10 protein-coding genes are annotated in these 14,907 nt (G+C 63.7%); all 10 read right to left on the bottom strand.

Annotated features, from left to right (window positions below; genetic code table 11):
• Positions 1-91 precede the first annotated feature (91 nt).
• The 10 genes from G520_RS23955 to galU all read right to left on the bottom strand — a co-directional run bounded on the left by G520_RS23955 (position 92) and on the right by galU (position 14,901).
• Positions 92-6,979, bottom strand: coding sequence for a glycosyltransferase family 9 protein (locus G520_RS23955; protein ID WP_051229294.1), 6,888 nt, complete (start codon positions 6,977-6,979; stop codon positions 92-94).
• Between the two features lie 39 nt (positions 6,980-7,018).
• Positions 7,019-7,987, bottom strand: a complete 969-nt coding sequence (locus G520_RS0109100) for a glycosyltransferase family 2 protein (RefSeq protein WP_028535377.1) — start codon at positions 7,985-7,987, stop codon at positions 7,019-7,021.
• 90 nt (positions 7,988-8,077) lie between these two features.
• The gene (locus G520_RS0109095) at positions 8,078-8,935 is read right to left on the bottom strand and encodes an NAD-dependent epimerase/dehydratase family protein (RefSeq protein WP_028535376.1); all 858 of its coding nucleotides are present in this window, start codon (positions 8,933-8,935) and stop codon (positions 8,078-8,080) included.
• Positions 8,932-10,155, bottom strand: coding sequence for a class I SAM-dependent methyltransferase (locus tag G520_RS0109090; protein ID WP_028535375.1), 1,224 nt, complete (start codon positions 10,153-10,155; stop codon positions 8,932-8,934). Before G520_RS0109090 ends, G520_RS0109095 begins: the two co-directional genes overlap by 4 nt.
• Positions 10,152-10,715, bottom strand: coding sequence for a dTDP-4-dehydrorhamnose 3,5-epimerase family protein (locus G520_RS0109085; protein ID WP_028535374.1), 564 nt, complete (start codon positions 10,713-10,715; stop codon positions 10,152-10,154). The genes G520_RS0109090 and G520_RS0109085 overlap by 4 nt, the downstream gene beginning before the upstream one ends.
• Entirely contained in the window at positions 10,712-11,764 is a 1,053-nt protein-coding gene (locus G520_RS0109080) for an NAD-dependent epimerase/dehydratase family protein (RefSeq protein ID WP_028535373.1), read from the bottom strand. Before G520_RS0109080 ends, G520_RS0109085 begins: the two co-directional genes overlap by 4 nt.
• 3 nt (positions 11,765-11,767) lie before the next feature.
• The gene (gene rfbF, locus G520_RS0109075) at positions 11,768-12,541 is read right to left on the bottom strand and encodes a glucose-1-phosphate cytidylyltransferase (RefSeq protein WP_028535372.1); all 774 of its coding nucleotides are present in this window, start codon (positions 12,539-12,541) and stop codon (positions 11,768-11,770) included.
• Positions 12,542-12,573: 32 nt separating this feature from the next.
• On the bottom strand, positions 12,574-13,320 hold the full coding sequence (locus tag G520_RS0109070) for an S-methyl-5'-thioinosine phosphorylase (RefSeq protein WP_028535371.1): 747 nt from the start codon (positions 13,318-13,320) through the stop codon (positions 12,574-12,576).
• A 94-nt stretch (positions 13,321-13,414) separates the two neighbouring features.
• Positions 13,415-13,957: a hypoxanthine-guanine phosphoribosyltransferase gene (locus tag G520_RS0109065; protein WP_028535370.1), complete on the bottom strand. Its 543-nt coding sequence runs from the start codon at positions 13,955-13,957 to the stop codon at positions 13,415-13,417.
• 71 nt (positions 13,958-14,028) lie between these two features.
• Positions 14,029-14,901 (bottom strand): UTP--glucose-1-phosphate uridylyltransferase GalU, encoded by an 873-nt coding sequence (galU, locus tag G520_RS0109060; protein ID WP_028535369.1) that lies wholly within the window; start codon positions 14,899-14,901, stop codon positions 14,029-14,031.
• Between the last annotated feature and the right edge of the window lie 6 nt (positions 14,902-14,907).

Here is a 14,907-nt window from a genome sequence, read left to right as displayed (position 1 = left end):
CCTACACTCCTATATCGGACTGCATGGCGACGACTTTAGCCCTTCTGTACATTTTTTTTACGACCGCCCGCGCCCGGGGCGGTCGCCGCGCTCAGCGCGGGCGGAAACCGGTCAGCGCCCGCTCCCAGTCGTCGAGATGATCCTCGAGGAAATAGCCGTGCCTTACCCATTCGCGCAAGGCGTCGCCCTCGCGCGCCGCCGCGTCGAGATCGTGCACGCGCTCGCGGATCGCCTCGACCCAGGCCGCGGTGGTGTTCGGCACCCGGCATACCGGCGCATTGTCGCTGCGGTAAGGGTAGACGTCCGAGCACACCACCGGCCATCCCATAGCGCCGTACTCGAGCAGACGCAGATTGCTCTTGGCCTCGTTGAACGGATTCATCTCCAGCGGCGCGATGGCGAGATCCAGATCGAGCGCGGCCATCTTCCCGGGATAGTCTTTGAACAGAACGCAGGGATACTCTTCCTTGACGTAGGGCAGCAGCTCCGGCAAGCACATCCCCATGAACACCCAATCGACCTCGTCCGCCGTCGCCTTGACCACATCGACGATCAACGCCAGATCGCCCTGATGCTGCTGGGCGCCGACCCAGCCCACACGCGGCTTGTCGCCACGGCGACGCTTAGACTCGAGCTGGTCCCACATTTCCTTCGGCAGACGGTTGGGCACGACATGGATATCCCCGATCATATCCGCGCAGAAATCGGCCAGCGGCTGGGTGGAAACGATCAGGCGATCGCATAGCTTGAGCGCCTTGCGCAACCGGGTGCGCGCGTCCGGCATGCTCTTGCGCCAGATGCGGCTCAACACGCTCTTCTCCGGTATCGCGCCGACCAGATCGTCGAGGCCGAACACCAGCGGCAGGTCGGGCAAGAAACGCCGGTATTGCTCCATGCCGTGCTGGATGCCTTCGGTCAGCACCGAATGAATCAGCAGCACATCGGGACGCATGCGCTGCATTTCCACCACGCTGAGCACGGGGATCAAGCGGTGGACCGGCGCGATGGTCACCGTATCGAGCCGAGCCGCCTGCTGCAGCGCATGGAACGGGCGCACGACCCGATACTCGCCACTGCCCCCGGGAATCGGCAGGCCCAGCACCTTAGGGCGATCGCCGACTTCTGGCGTCCACGGAACGACAAACTGCGGTTCGTAGGCCATCTCGCGATTGCGCAGCGACAGATGCCGGTTATAAGCCGGATCGCGCGCCAACTGCGGCAACCAGCGGTCGACCATACACTCCAGCTCGCGCCGCTCGCGCACCGCCGCCTCGAAAGCCACCGTCGCTTCGAAAGTCACCTTGCCTATGCTCTTGGCGTGATGATGCACCAGCGTGGCATAGGGGCTGTACACATTGATCAGCCCGGATTGCTGTAGCTTGAGGCAAAAATCGACGTCATTGAACAACACGGTCAGACCGGTCGCGTCGAATCCGTCCACGCCCAGATACTTGCTGCGCGCCACCATCAGGCAGGCGGCGGTGACCGCGGAATAATTCTGTTCGGTCTGCAGCCGCTTCATATACCCGGGTTCGTCCAGCAGCGCGGTCTCGAAGACATGGTCGGCCACCGACAGAACACCGCCTGGCAAGCCCAGAACGATACCGGCGTGTTGAATGCGCCCGGTTTCGGGATAGACCAGCCGCGCACCGACCGCCCCCACTTCCGGGCGCTGGGCGATCGCCAGCATGCGCTCCATCCACTTGGACTGGATAACCTCAGTGTCATTATTCAAAAGCAGTATATATTCGCCGCGAGCGGCCTCCACCCCCAGATTGCACTGGGCGGAAAAATTGAACGGAGCAGCGTAAGGCAGGATCCGTACCCGCTCGCCGTACTCGCTCGTCAGTTCGTCGTAGTAAGCGAGCGTGTCCGGGTCGGTCGAACCGTTATCGACCAACAGCAATTCGAAAGCGGGATAGTCGGTCTTGGCAAACAGACTGTCGATGCAGGGCTGCAGAAACTCAAGCTTGTCGCGGGTGGGCACGATCACCGACACCAGTGGCTGGCCGACGACCTGATAGTCGATATGCAGAGTGTCCGCCGCATAGCCGGGACCGACGCGGGCGGCGATCTGCAACCGCGCCAGGTGGTTTTCCAGCGCCACCTGGCGTGCCGCCAGCCGCTCGGCGGCATTGCCGCCGCTCGCGGCCGGAAGATGGAACAGAATATCGTCGACATGCGCGACCACACCCAGGCTGAAATGCTCGGGCAAGCTCAGCAGATGGTTCCACACCTCGGCACCGGGGTAGACGGCGAAACCGCCTAGCGCCGCCACCCCCTCCAGCGACATGGCGACCGCTGCGCCGACATAATCGTAGGCGCGCAGATAGTCGAGGCTGAAGTCGGGCTTGAAGCAAGGGTCGAAGCAGGCCTCGCCCGCGCACAGATCATGGTCGCTGTACACCGCCAGCGCACCGGGAGACGCATGAATCGCGTCCCCTATCCGCAGCAAGGCATGCGGCGCGGGTCGCGCACCGGCCGGCAGCCACATCATCCAGTCGCATGGAAGCTCGGCCAGGGTGCTATTGAGCAAACCGGCGATGCGCTCGCTCGCGTCCAGCGTCTCCACCCGCCGCCAGTTCCAGTGCTCGCCAACCGGCATCAGCCCCGGTGGCGGATCCCAGTCGGCCAGAACCGTCAGTTGCCAATGCGGGTACAACTGCTGCGCCAGCGCGGAGACGGTCTCGCTCAGACGCTCGCGCTCGCCGGCACGCACAGCCATGATCAAGTTGAAACGCGGTTGAAGCGTCCACTCCTTCATCATGCGCTCGGCCATCATCTGGGCATCGATCTCGCGCAAACTATGCAGGGCCGTCCATCCCTGCCAGGCCTTCAGCGCCTTCTGGGTCGTCCACTGCAGCGGGGTCGGCACCAGTGCGCCGAGCGCGTCGGCGTTGAAACCCTCCAGCCGCGAGGCCACCGCCGCCGGCAACACCGCCCTGAGCGCATCGATCCAGCGCCGCACCTGACTCTCCAACGCCCGTTCGCCGGCCAGATGCGCGCGCGCGCGCGTCGCCAGATCGTGCCGCAGAGCCTTGTCGCGGATCAGACTGGCGAGCGCCTGCTCCCAGCTCTCCCGGTCATTATTGACGACCAGCGCGAGTCCCAGGCGCTTGGCCTCGGCATAGGCCGGAACATCGCTGGCCACGCAGGCCGCTCCGACCGCGCTGTACTCGAGCCATTTGAGGTCGGACTTGCCGTCGTTGAACGGGTTTTCTTCCAATGGCGCGATACCGATGTCGATCTTCAGCGTCGACAGGTGCGCCAGGTAGTCTTGATAATCGACGGTCTTGGGCACCAGCGTCACATTCTGGACCTGCTCGAAGCCATGCGGCAGGCTGCCGCCCCAGAACAGGAAACGCACCTGCGAGCCGAAGGTATTCACAATGCGCAGCAAGGCGTCGCTGATAAGGCGCAGATCGCCGTTATGCGTGGCGGTGCCGCAAAAGGCGATGGTCACCGGTTCGTCGCCGTTGTCAGCCAGCGGGTAATCCTGCCAGCGCTGCCGCGCCAGCAGGTTGGGAATGACCTGCACCCTGTCGTTCCACGGGCGCATGGTGGCGGCCAGATGCTCGGTGCTGGCAATCAACCGCGACATCTTGGGCAAGTGCCGTTGCCAGCACACCTTGAGTTCGGTCGGGGTGTAGTCTTCGAACTGCGGATGGGCGGCAGGCAGCGCGGGGAGCCAGTCGTCCACTTCGAACAACACCGGTTTGCCGCTGTCCAGCACCGGCTGCCATAGCGAGCGCGTACGCTCATTCAGCATCGCGCGCTGAACCAGAAAGACATCGGCCCAGCCCAGGAAGGTCGTCAGGTCACTGCTGTGCTCGTTGAAGGCACGCAAGGTGATACCCGGGAAAATGCTGGTCTCTACCCATGGCGTAAGCAGTGAGAACGGGTCGATCACACGCAGGCGGCCGCAGGCCGAATCCGCCGGATCGAAACTCAGGATGCCCAAGCGCACCCTGGCGCCGTCGCGCCGCCCGAGCCAGGACGGCAGTACCGCTCGCGGTGCGGCCGCCTGCACCGGGACGGTTGCGGCGACTTGGCTAGCCGCGATGATGGGCACCGCTTCCCGTTCCGCCTCGAGTCGGACCGATGCGGCCGGCAGTGCCGGCGCCGCATTGCGCCAGCTCTTGTTGCCGTCGCGATCCAGCGGCAACGGCAACGCCGTCAGCAGCCGATCGCGCCAGGCGCGCGCGGGAGTCCCTGCCAGCAGGATTTCTGCGGCACGTGTCACATCGGCGGTCGCGATCTCCTCCATGCACTTGGCATGACCAAGACGACAGACAGGCGCAGCCAGCGGCGCAAGCTGTTTCAGGCAACCGCGACATTCGATATCGGCGATCAAACCCACGGATGCGCCGTTCTGAGGCAGGCGCTGGGCCGGCTCGGCCATGCCAAACAAGCCGAGCACCGACGTGCCGACCGCCGCCGCAACATGGATCAACCCCGAATCAGGCGCGATCAGGAGATCCGCCACCGCCAGCGCGGCGGCCGTTTCTGCGAGCGAGACACGGCGCACCAGTGAAACGGCAACGCGCGCCTCGACGCCGGGCAGGGAATCCAGGTCCAGATCGCGGCCATGCCCGAGCAGAACGATCGCGCAATCGCCACGCGCGAGCAGCGCCGCGATCAACTCGCGCCATTGTGCAAGCGGCCAGATGCGATCCGGCGACGTCGCCGCCAGGTGCACGGCCACGATGTGTTGTGGAATCGACGCCGTCAGCCAGCCGCGGGCGGCAAACTCGCGCGCGATCGGGCGGTAGTCCTGCGGCAGGCGCATGAGCTGGGCCTGCCCGGGCGCCACCGAGGCAACATCGGCATAGGCTTCGACGATGTGGGCTTCGCGGCGGCGTTCATAGGCCTGGTCCAGGTCGATGAAGATATCGTCGTCGCGGCGCGCGATCTGCATGCCGCCGAGCAGGTCGATGTCGGGATGACCAAAGAAGGCTTCGACAACCTGGGTCCGCACCACCAGCACCTGTTCGGGATACTTGCGACGCAAGGCCGGCAGCACCGACGACGCCAGCAGGGCATCGCCCATCGCGAAGCGGCGCTGCACCAACACCCGCTGCGACAGGCGGCGCGGACGCGGCCCTTGCAGTCGCAGCAAAAATCCCTCGTCCTCTCCCGTCACGGCCCGCCCGCCATGCAGGCGGCCAGAAACGAAAGTCTCGGGAGCAATCAGCGACAACCGCAAGCGGATCAGTTCGACAGACTCGAACACGCGAGCGCACAGAGCGCGCACCCTAGCCTCGTTCCAGTTGCTCCAGTGGCTGGGATTCAGATGCGTGCCGGCCCAGCGCTCGGCCGGTAAACTCAGCAGCAGCCGGCCGCCGGGAGCGATGCGCTCGGCCAGATCCCACAAAAATATTTCAGGATCGTCGACATGCTCGATGGTCTCAAAAGAAATCACCGTATCGAAAGCCGCCTTGTCCAGCGTATCAAGCAAGCGCGCCTCGAAGCGGCAAGCGGGTGCGCCAGGCGGGATGAAACGGCGTGAAAACCCGATCGCCGCCGCATTCAGATCGATGCCGGTGTAGTCGCTCATCGTGCCGCCATCGTGCAGCAGATGCCAGCCGTAGCCGGCCCCCGAGGCACAATCGAGCACGCGTCCAAGCGTGCCCAGGCGGGAAGCCAGACGATAGCGGGCGGCATGCTGCACCAGCGTCGAGTAGCCCTCGAAACCGGGCAAGAACCTCCCGTCGGACAAGGCCGTCACCGTCGCCGCCAGCGATTCGTCGGCAACGACGGTCTGCCCGGGCGCTACCTGAGCGGCGACGGCATCCAGCATGTCGCTGACCCGATCCAGTTCGGCATCCGGCCAGACTTCGCACAGCGCGGGCCAGACCCAGCGACCGTCGGGCTGGCGGTAAAGCGCCATCCATTGCGCGAGTTGCCCGTCGGGGGACTGCAGCATCAGGTCGTAGGCGTCGGATACGACGAAGCGGTCGAAACGCACGGCTTCGCGCCGGATAGCCGCCAGTCGGCTGTCGCCTGCGGCCCAGCTTGCGGCCTGGTCGCGCGCCACGACCTGAACCGCGTCGATTTTCTCCTCGCGCGCCACGACCCAGCGTCCACCGGCGCGCAACAGCTCCCGCACCGGCCGGTATGCCGGGTAATTCTGGCGAAAAGCATTGGCCAAGGCGGCCAACGGACTGCCTGGGCGCGCACGATCGGATGCCAGCCATGGCCGATCCTGGCGCACGAAGGCGGCGAGAACGGCCTCCACCTCGTCCAGGCCCGCGTACTCGGCCAGCAGCAAGCCGACCCACTGCACCAGATCACGCTGCAGGGCGGGCAGCAAAGCCGCATCCGGCAGTGCCGTCCAGTCCACGCTGACGCAGCCGGGTTGCGGCAAATAAGCGATCTCTACCCCACCGCCACGCTGCAAGGCCGACAGGACGCCACGATGCACGGCATTGGCCAGCGGCAGCGGCTCGTCGTGCAGCGCCGCCCGCAGCCAGCCTCGCCGCAGCCACAGCATGGGGCTGTCGGCCAGAAACCAGTCCGGCTCGGCGCTGCCCGCCAGCGTGCGTGCCCAATCGTCGAGAGTCGAAACGGTATCATTGCGATAGGCATCGGCATCGGCACGGCAACGCGCCAATCGTTGCGGCACGAATCCGGCATCGCCCCACTCCGCATCGAACACCTGCCAGTCCGCAGTCGTGCTGCTCGCCAGCGCCGGCCATGCGCTATCCAGCGGTCGCGAACGCAAACCGCAGAACGCGACCCATTCGCCGCGCGCGCTGTCCAGATCCGAACGCCGCACTTGCGGCAGGCCATTGACGAAGGTGCACATGGTCACGGCGTCGAAACCGGGCGGCAAGCTTCCTGCGCGCGCCCCCCACCCGAGTTCGCGGTTGCACAGCAGTAGCGCCTGAACCTGTGGCGGCAGAGCGAGCCGGGGCGAGGCAAACAGCTCTTCGAGCTCGGAGAGGGTTTCAACGGTCAGATAAAGCGTGGCGATCATGATCGGGTCTCGATATTCGGTAAGATGGCGCAGCCGGCTTCAGTCGGCGCGGGGTTCGCCAGCGGCATGGGCATCGAGCGTCGCATGCAGAGTCTGGTTCAAAGCCGGCAGGGCCTCGAAATAGCGATCGAAGGCGGGTAGCGCCCGCATCACCTCCAGTGTCTCGCCATGCATGCCCAGGGTGTTCGAATAACGCAGCAGGCAGCAGTGCAGTACCGATGCGACGGCAAGCTCGCGTTCGAGCGACGGTTCGAAAAACAGCTCGATCGACTGGATATACTCCAGGATCTGTTTGCAGTATTTGGCTATCGCCAGCTCGCGCTTTTCCGCCCTGTCTTCATCCGGACTGATCTTGGACAGATAGGCATCGGCATCGTTGAAATCATCGCCTTGACGCAGAAACAGCAAGTCTTCGGGCACATAGACAAATTCGCCGCGCAGCGCGGCTTCGCACAAGATGATGTGATCGCGGCCTATCGTCACCTTGGACAGATCAAGTCCCTTGAGGATCTGCGTGCGATAGATGCCATAGAACTGGTAGGCAAACACCAGACCCCACATCGTCACTTGCAGCCGCGACAGCGCCGCCATGCCGCGCGTATCGAAGCAGCCCGGAATCCGCCGCGTCAGCTGCATCTGGTTGTTGAACCAAAGCGCCCCCGGATAGGCGAGCGCGGCACCGGGATTGGCCTCCAGCGCCGCCAGACATTTGGCGGCGAATTCGGGATCCCATAAATCGTGCCCTGCAGCGAACATGAAATACGGCGTATCGACCCGGTCGACTACAGCCTGAAAATTGCCGAAGGCGCCGATATTCCGTGCCTGGCGCACGACCTGGATGCGCGGGTCCTGCGCGGCAAAGCTCTCGGCGATGGTGGCGGTGTCGTCGCTGGAGGCATTGTCCGAAACAATCAGGCGGAAGTCAGTGTAACTTTGCTGCTGCAACGCCGTGATCGCCGCCGCGATGAACTTTCCTTCGTTATAAACCGGCATTCCGATAGTCAGCATGATAGTGATGCTCCAATGGCCTCAGGCCGGACAAGGTAGGAGAGAGCGGTGGCGAAGGACGGGGCGGGCACGAATCCGGAACTCACCGTTTCAGACCTCTTCGTCGGCCAGGAAAGTCTGCAGCCGTTGCGGGTCGCCCCAGAACGCCAGCGCTTCGTATTCAGGGTAAGGAAACCGCCCGAGATCCAGCGACAGCGGAAACGGCAACGCGGCGTTCCAGCCCTCGACCAGCCGGCGCACCGAGATCGGGGCGCCGGAACAGACATTCATCACGCCCGGCTCGCGCGAACTCAGCGCCAGGCGCGCCAGATAGTCTGCCAGCGCCGTCACCGGCAGATAATCGCGCAGCTGCTCGCCGGCCGACATGGGGAAGCGCCCGGCGCCCTCCTCGCTCGCGCGCCGGAACTGGCTGTACAGCGCGTTCGGCGCCTGGCCCTCGCCCCAGGTATAGAACAGCCGCAGCCAACCGAGCGCGAACGGTGTCTCCCGCTGCAAACACTCGAGAGCCTGCAGCAAGCCCAGCTTGGCCGTTCCGTAGGCGGTGACCGGCAGGGCCGGCAGCGATTCGCTCACCGCGCCGGACGGGCGCCCGTATTCCATGCAGGTACCGGCCACCAGCAAGCGCGGCAGCCCGGCACGCACCAGACCGGCCAGCCAGGGGTAATGCCAGCGCTGCATCTGCTCGATATGATGCATACCGTGATAGTCGGGCAATCCTTCCCAAGCCAGGTGCAATACGGTATCCGGGTGGCCGAGCGCGGCAAGATCGCACGCATCCGGCTGGCTCAGATCGCACACCATCACGTCGCACCACGCCGCCAGTTGCGCGGCAGCGGCCCGGCTGCGGCAGCACGCCAGCGGCCTCGCCCCGCGCGCGACGAGGGCTCGCAGTATATGCTGGCCGAGAAAACCGGCGGCGCCGGTCACGGCAATGCGTTGCGCGCTCATTCGATGACCAGTTCGGGGATGGGAATCACGAAGCGCCCTCCCCACTCGCGGATATAGGCCAGTTGCTGCTCGATCTCGGCTCGCAGATTCCACGGCAAGATCAATACGTACTCGGGGCGCGTGGCACGAATACGGGACTCATCGACGATGGGGATGCGGCTTCCGGGCATGGCCTGCCCCTGCTTATGCGGGTTGCGGTCGACGACATAGGGCAGCAACAGGCTCGTGACCCCGGCGAAGTTGAGCAGGGTATTGCCCTTGGCGGCGGCGCCGTAGGCAACCGTCGTTTTGCCGGCTCGCGCCGCGTCGGCCAGAAACCCGAGCACGGCTACCGCCGCGCGTTCGGCGCGTCGGCCCATCTGGCGGTAGAAGTCCAGCCCGGCCAGCCCCGCGCGGGCCTCCTCTGCACGCAAGGCCGACAGCGCCGGCGAATCGCCGCGCCGGACGACGGCGGGCGCCACCCACAGTCGCAGGCTGCCGCCATGCGTGCTCAAGCGTTCGACATCGAAGGCGGCAAGCCCGTGACGGGCGAGCAGCGGTTCGACACTCAACAGACTGAGATAGGAAAAATGCTCGTGATAAATCGTATCGAACTGATTTTGCCCGACCAGCTCAGGCAGGTATTGGAATTCGAAGCTGATGACCCCGCTCTCCTTCACCAGACACGCGAAGCCGGCAACGAAATCGTTGAGGTCGGGCACATGCGCGAGCACATTGTTGGCCACGATCCAGTCGGCGCCGCCGCGCTCGGCCCGCAGTCGCGCGGCCAGCGCGGCACCGAAAAACTCGCCCACCACGTCGATGCCACGCGCACGCGCCGCCGCGGCGGCCGCGGCCGTGGGCTCGATTCCGTAATGGGGAACGCCACGTTCGGCGACATACTGCAATAGATAGCCGTCATTGGCGGCCACTTCGACCACCAGGCTGTCGGCACCGAGTGCGAAACGCTGCACCGCACTCTCGACGCAGGCGGCGGCATGAGCCAGCCATGACGTCGAAAAGGAGCTGAAATACGCGTAGTCGGCGCCAAACAGCTCTTCGGCAGCGGTCGCATCTTCGACCTGCGCCAGCCAGCAATGCGGGCACACCATCAGACGCAAGGGGTAGCGTCGTTCCGGCTGGCGCAAGCCTTGTTCCGTCAGATAGGCGTTGGACGGGGGATGCGCCCCCAGGTCGAGCACGCATTGATCGAACGACTGTCCGCACTGGCGGCATTTCATAGGGCAACTCCGTCAAAATCCTGGGCCAGCCAGGCGAAGCCCGCATCGCGCGGCGACAACTGCGCCACCGGCAGCGGCCAAGGAATCGCCAAACGCGGATCTTCGGCGTGAATGCCGCCCTCGGCTCCCGGCGCATACGCGGTGGAATGGCAATACAGCAACACACTGTTCTCTTCCAGTGCCTGGAAGCCATGTGCAAACCCCGGCGGCAGCAGCAGGCTTTCCGGACGGCCGGCAAGCAGTTCGATCCCGATATAGCGCAGAAAAGTCGGCGAATCGCGGCGCACATCGACGGCGACGTCGAACACCCGGCCCGACAGGCACGTCACCAACTTGAATTCGGCATGAGGCGGATACTGGAAGTGCAAGCCGCGAACCGCGCCAACCCGCCGTGTCAGCGAGCGATTGACCTGCACCGCCCCCGCGCTGAAACCGGCCGCCGCCAATTCTTCGGCGCAGAAAAGCCGTTCGAACTCGCCGCGTTCGTCGGCCAGCGGCCGGCGTCGGCACAGCGACAAACCGGCCAGCGGCGTTGGGGCGAGTTCGAAGCGGGCGCTCATGACGCCAGGTCGAGCCAACGCAAATCGGCATCCAGTCGGCCACTCGCAAGATGCCCCGTCAAGGTATGCAGACGGACGAACAGTGATTTGTCGAGCGCCTGGGTGTGCCCGACGCCAGCGAACCCCTGCACCAGCGTGTCGATAGCCTCGTCCAGGCCGATACGGGGCTGAAAATCGGGTGCCAGCCGCGCGAACAGCGAAAAATCGACACGGTAGGAGCGCTTGTCGGGCTGCCCGTTGGGATCGATAGCCAACTCGACGCCCGGCAATCGCGCGACCACAGCCTGCGCCAGCTCGCGCACCTGATAATTCCAGCCATCGCTGCCGGCATTGACGGCCAGAAAGTCATCGCCATCTGCGTCGCGGCAACACCCCCAGGCGATCGCGCGCGCCATATCCCGCACTTCGATCAGCGGGCGCCATGGCGTGCCGTCACTGAGCACCTCGACGCGGCCGCGGGCGAGCGCGCCGAACACAAAATCGTTAAGCACCAGATCGCAGCGCGGGCGCGCGCTAAAGCCGCAGGCGGTGGCGAAACGCAAGGCGGTGACGGTAAAACCGGGGGCCGCCAGCGCAGCCAGGCCGCGCTCGGTATCCACTTTGGAACGCGCATACGCGGTCAGCGGATTGAGCTCATCGCTCTCCTTGCGCGCCGCCCCTTCGGTCTGTCCGTAGACACTGCAACTGGAAGCAAACACAAAACGCGCCACGCCGGCATCGCGCGCCAGGCGCGCCAGCCGGAGTGAAGCGCGATGATTGATGGCATCGGTCACCGCTTCGAAGCGGTTTCCCATCGGATCATTGGATACGGCCGCCAGGTGCACCACGGCATCGACGCCGGCCAGGTCGGCGGCGTCCAGATCGCGCACATCCTTATAGCGGCTCGCATCGAGACCGATTTCGGGGACATGCGTGGTGCAAGGGGCCAGGCGATGAGCGAACCAGCCGGCATCCACCCCGGTCAGACGGCAATGCGGCCAGCGCGCGCGCAGTTCGGCTATCACGCGGGGGCCGACATAACCCTGATGCCCGGTAATCAGTATGTGCATGATCTATTCCCACCGCTTCCATGGAGCCAGTCCATCGGCCCAGAGTTGTTCCAGATAATTCTTGTCGCGCAGGGTATCCATCGGTTGCCAGAATCCGTGGTGCCGGAAAGCCATCAACTCGTTGGCGGCGGCCAGCGCAGCCAGCGGCCCCGACTCCCAGGCCGTGTCGTCGGCCGCGATATAATCGAGCACTTTCGGCGACAGTACGAAGAAGCCGCCATTGATCCAGGCGCCGTCGCCCTGTGGCTTTTCGACGAACGCATGCACGCGGTCGCCATCGACATCGACCGAACCGAAACGGCCGGGTGGCTGCACCGCGGTCAAAGTCGCGAGCTTGCCGTGGGCACGATGAAATTCGAGCTGCCGGCCAATATCCACGTCCGAAACGCCGTCGCCGTAAGTGAAGCAGAACGCCTCTTCACCGGCCAGGAACTCGCCGACCCGTTTGAGACGCCCACCGGTCAGGGTATCGGCTCCGGTGTCGACCAGGGTGACTTTCCACGGCTCGGTATGGCGATGATGGACCTGCATGCTGTTGGATTCCATATCGAAGGTGACATCCGACATATGCAGGAAATAATTGGCAAAGTACTCCTTGATGACATATCCCTTGTAGCCGCAGCAGACCACGAAGTCGTTGATACCGAACCCCGAATAGATCTTCATGATATGCCACAGGATAGGCTTGCCGCCGACCTCTATCATGGGTTTGGGCTTCAAGTGCGTCTCTTCGCTGATACGCGTGCCGAGCCCCCCGGCCAAAATCACGGCTTTCATCACGTCCTCCTCGTGTCGCCCCGCTCTCCGCCTCAGGCGGAGCGGACTGCCACCGCACGTTCAAGAATGCGTTCGACGGATTGCATCGATTGTTCAAGCCGCGAACTTGCTGCCGTGAAGTCCACCTGCGCGGAACTGTCGGCGCAGCCGGCCGCCCAATTGGAAACCACTGCCAGCATGGCATACGGCAATTCCAGCTCCCGAGCGAGGACGGCTTCCGGCATGCCGGTCATGCCGACCAGATCGGCACCATCGCGCTCATAGCGCCTGATTTCGGCCGAACTTTCCAGCCTGGGTCCCTGCGTGCACGCGTAGACGCCGCCGTCGGCCACCCGCACGCCGGCCGATGCCGCGCCGGCCAGCAAACGCGCGCGCAGGGCCGCGCTGTAGGGTTGAGTAAAGTCGACATGGACGACCGGTTTGTCCAGACCTTCGAAATAAGTATGTTTGCGGCCCCAAGTATAATCGATCAGATTATCGGGAATCGCCAGCGCACCGGGGCCGAGGTCGGATCGGATGCCACCCGCCGTACCGACGGCCAGAATACCTTTGACATTATGCTCTTTCAGAGCCCAGATATTGGCGCGGTAATTGATTTCGTGGGGAGCCAGGGAATGTCCGTAGCCGTGGCGCGCAATGAACACCACATGCTGGCCGTTGATACGGCCGAAGGTCAAGGCACAGGAAGGATCACCGAAGGGCGTTCGCACCACCTGCCGGTGAGTCACATCGAGAATGGGTAAGTGGGCGAGCCCGCTACCACCGATAATGGCCAGCATCAACGATCCTTGTTTATGACGTTATGCCGGCCATTATGGCTTAATTCACCTACTTATAGTAAGCGGCGGGAGGGCCCCGCCGGAGACAAAACCGTTATTTCAAGGCCATGATCGCCGGCAGATTGCGCCAGGCGCCACGAACGTCCATGCCATAACCAAAGACATAGCGATTCGGAACGTCCATGCCGACAAAATCGGCTTTGATCGGTTTGTCCTGATCGATCAGCTTGTTGGCGAATACACCGCTATAAAAAGACTTGGCACCCATTTCCATTACTTTGTCGCGAATGGCTGCCATGGTATGACCTTCGTCGAGAATGTCGTCCAGCACCAGGACCACGCGGTCGCGCACGTCCTCCTTCGGCGCCTGACGCCACACCAGCTCGCCGCCGTGGGTCTTGTCGCCGTAGCGGGAGACATGCACATAATCGAAATCGAGGGGGAAATTCAGACGCGGCAGCAACTGGCCGGTGAATACCACGGCGCCGCCCATCACCGACAAAACCAGCGGGTAGGTTTCTCCCAGCTCGGCGGTTATTTCCACAGCCATGCGATCGACCGCAGCGCTGACCTGCTCGGCGGTGAACAGAATATCGGCGCTGTTGATAATCCCGCGGGCTTCGGCAATGTTAGGCATGTTTGACTCCTTAAAACCTTTAAAATTCGACACTTAGGCATCTATCCGCCCAAGTGTCTTCACGTAAAGGTTCAGATTTTACCCAGCTTGTTCAGATATGTCTCAAATTCCGCACCGACTTCGTGGTGTTTAAGCCCATAGCTGACCGTCGCCTTCAAATAACCGAGCTTGGAGCCGCAGTCGTAGCGGACCCCGGTGAACGGCAAGGCAAGTACCGTCTCCTCTTTCAGCAGGGCAGCGATGCCATCGGTCAGCTGGATTTCGCCGCCGGCGCCGGCGCCGGTGGTGACCAGCTTTTCGAAGATGCGCGGCGTCAAGATATAACGGCCGACGACGGCGAGATTGGAGGGGGCCTCTTCCGGACGCGGCTTCTCGACGATGCTTTTCACTGCCTGGCGAGCGTCTTCGCCAAGCTCGACCTCGACGATGCCATAGGAACCCGTCTCTTCCGGCGCCACCGTCTCCACGCCCAGCACCGAGTTCGCGCTCTCTTCGTACAGACGGACCATCTGCTCCATGGCGCCCGGTTCGCCATCGATCAGGTCATCGGCCAGAATCACGGCAAAAGCCTCGTCGCCGACGACGGGACGCGCGCACAGAACCGCATGGCCGAGCCCCAGCGCTTCGGTCTGGCGAATGTAGACGCAGGTGACCGACGGCGGGATGATGCCTTGCACCAGTTCCAGCAATTTTTGCTTGTTCTTGTTTTCCAGCTCGGTTTCCAACTCGTAGGCCTTGTCGAAATGATCTTCGATCGAGCGCTTGTTGCGACCGGTGATGAAAATCAATTCGGTGATCCCGGCAGCAATAGCCTCTTCGACCGCATACTGGATCAGGGGTTTGTCCACGACCGGCAGCATTTCCTTGGGGCTGGCCTTGGTCGCCGGCAGAAAACGGGTCCCCAATCCGGCGACGGGAAAAACGGCTTTGGTAATTTTCTTCATGAAAAT

The sequence above is a fragment of the Paludibacterium yongneupense DSM 18731 genome, from assembly GCF_000422925.1.
GTDB lineage: Bacteria > Pseudomonadota > Gammaproteobacteria > Burkholderiales > Chromobacteriaceae > Paludibacterium > Paludibacterium yongneupense.
Note: the sequence above shows the minus strand (reverse complement) of the source record. Positions and strands in the feature narration are given on the sequence as shown.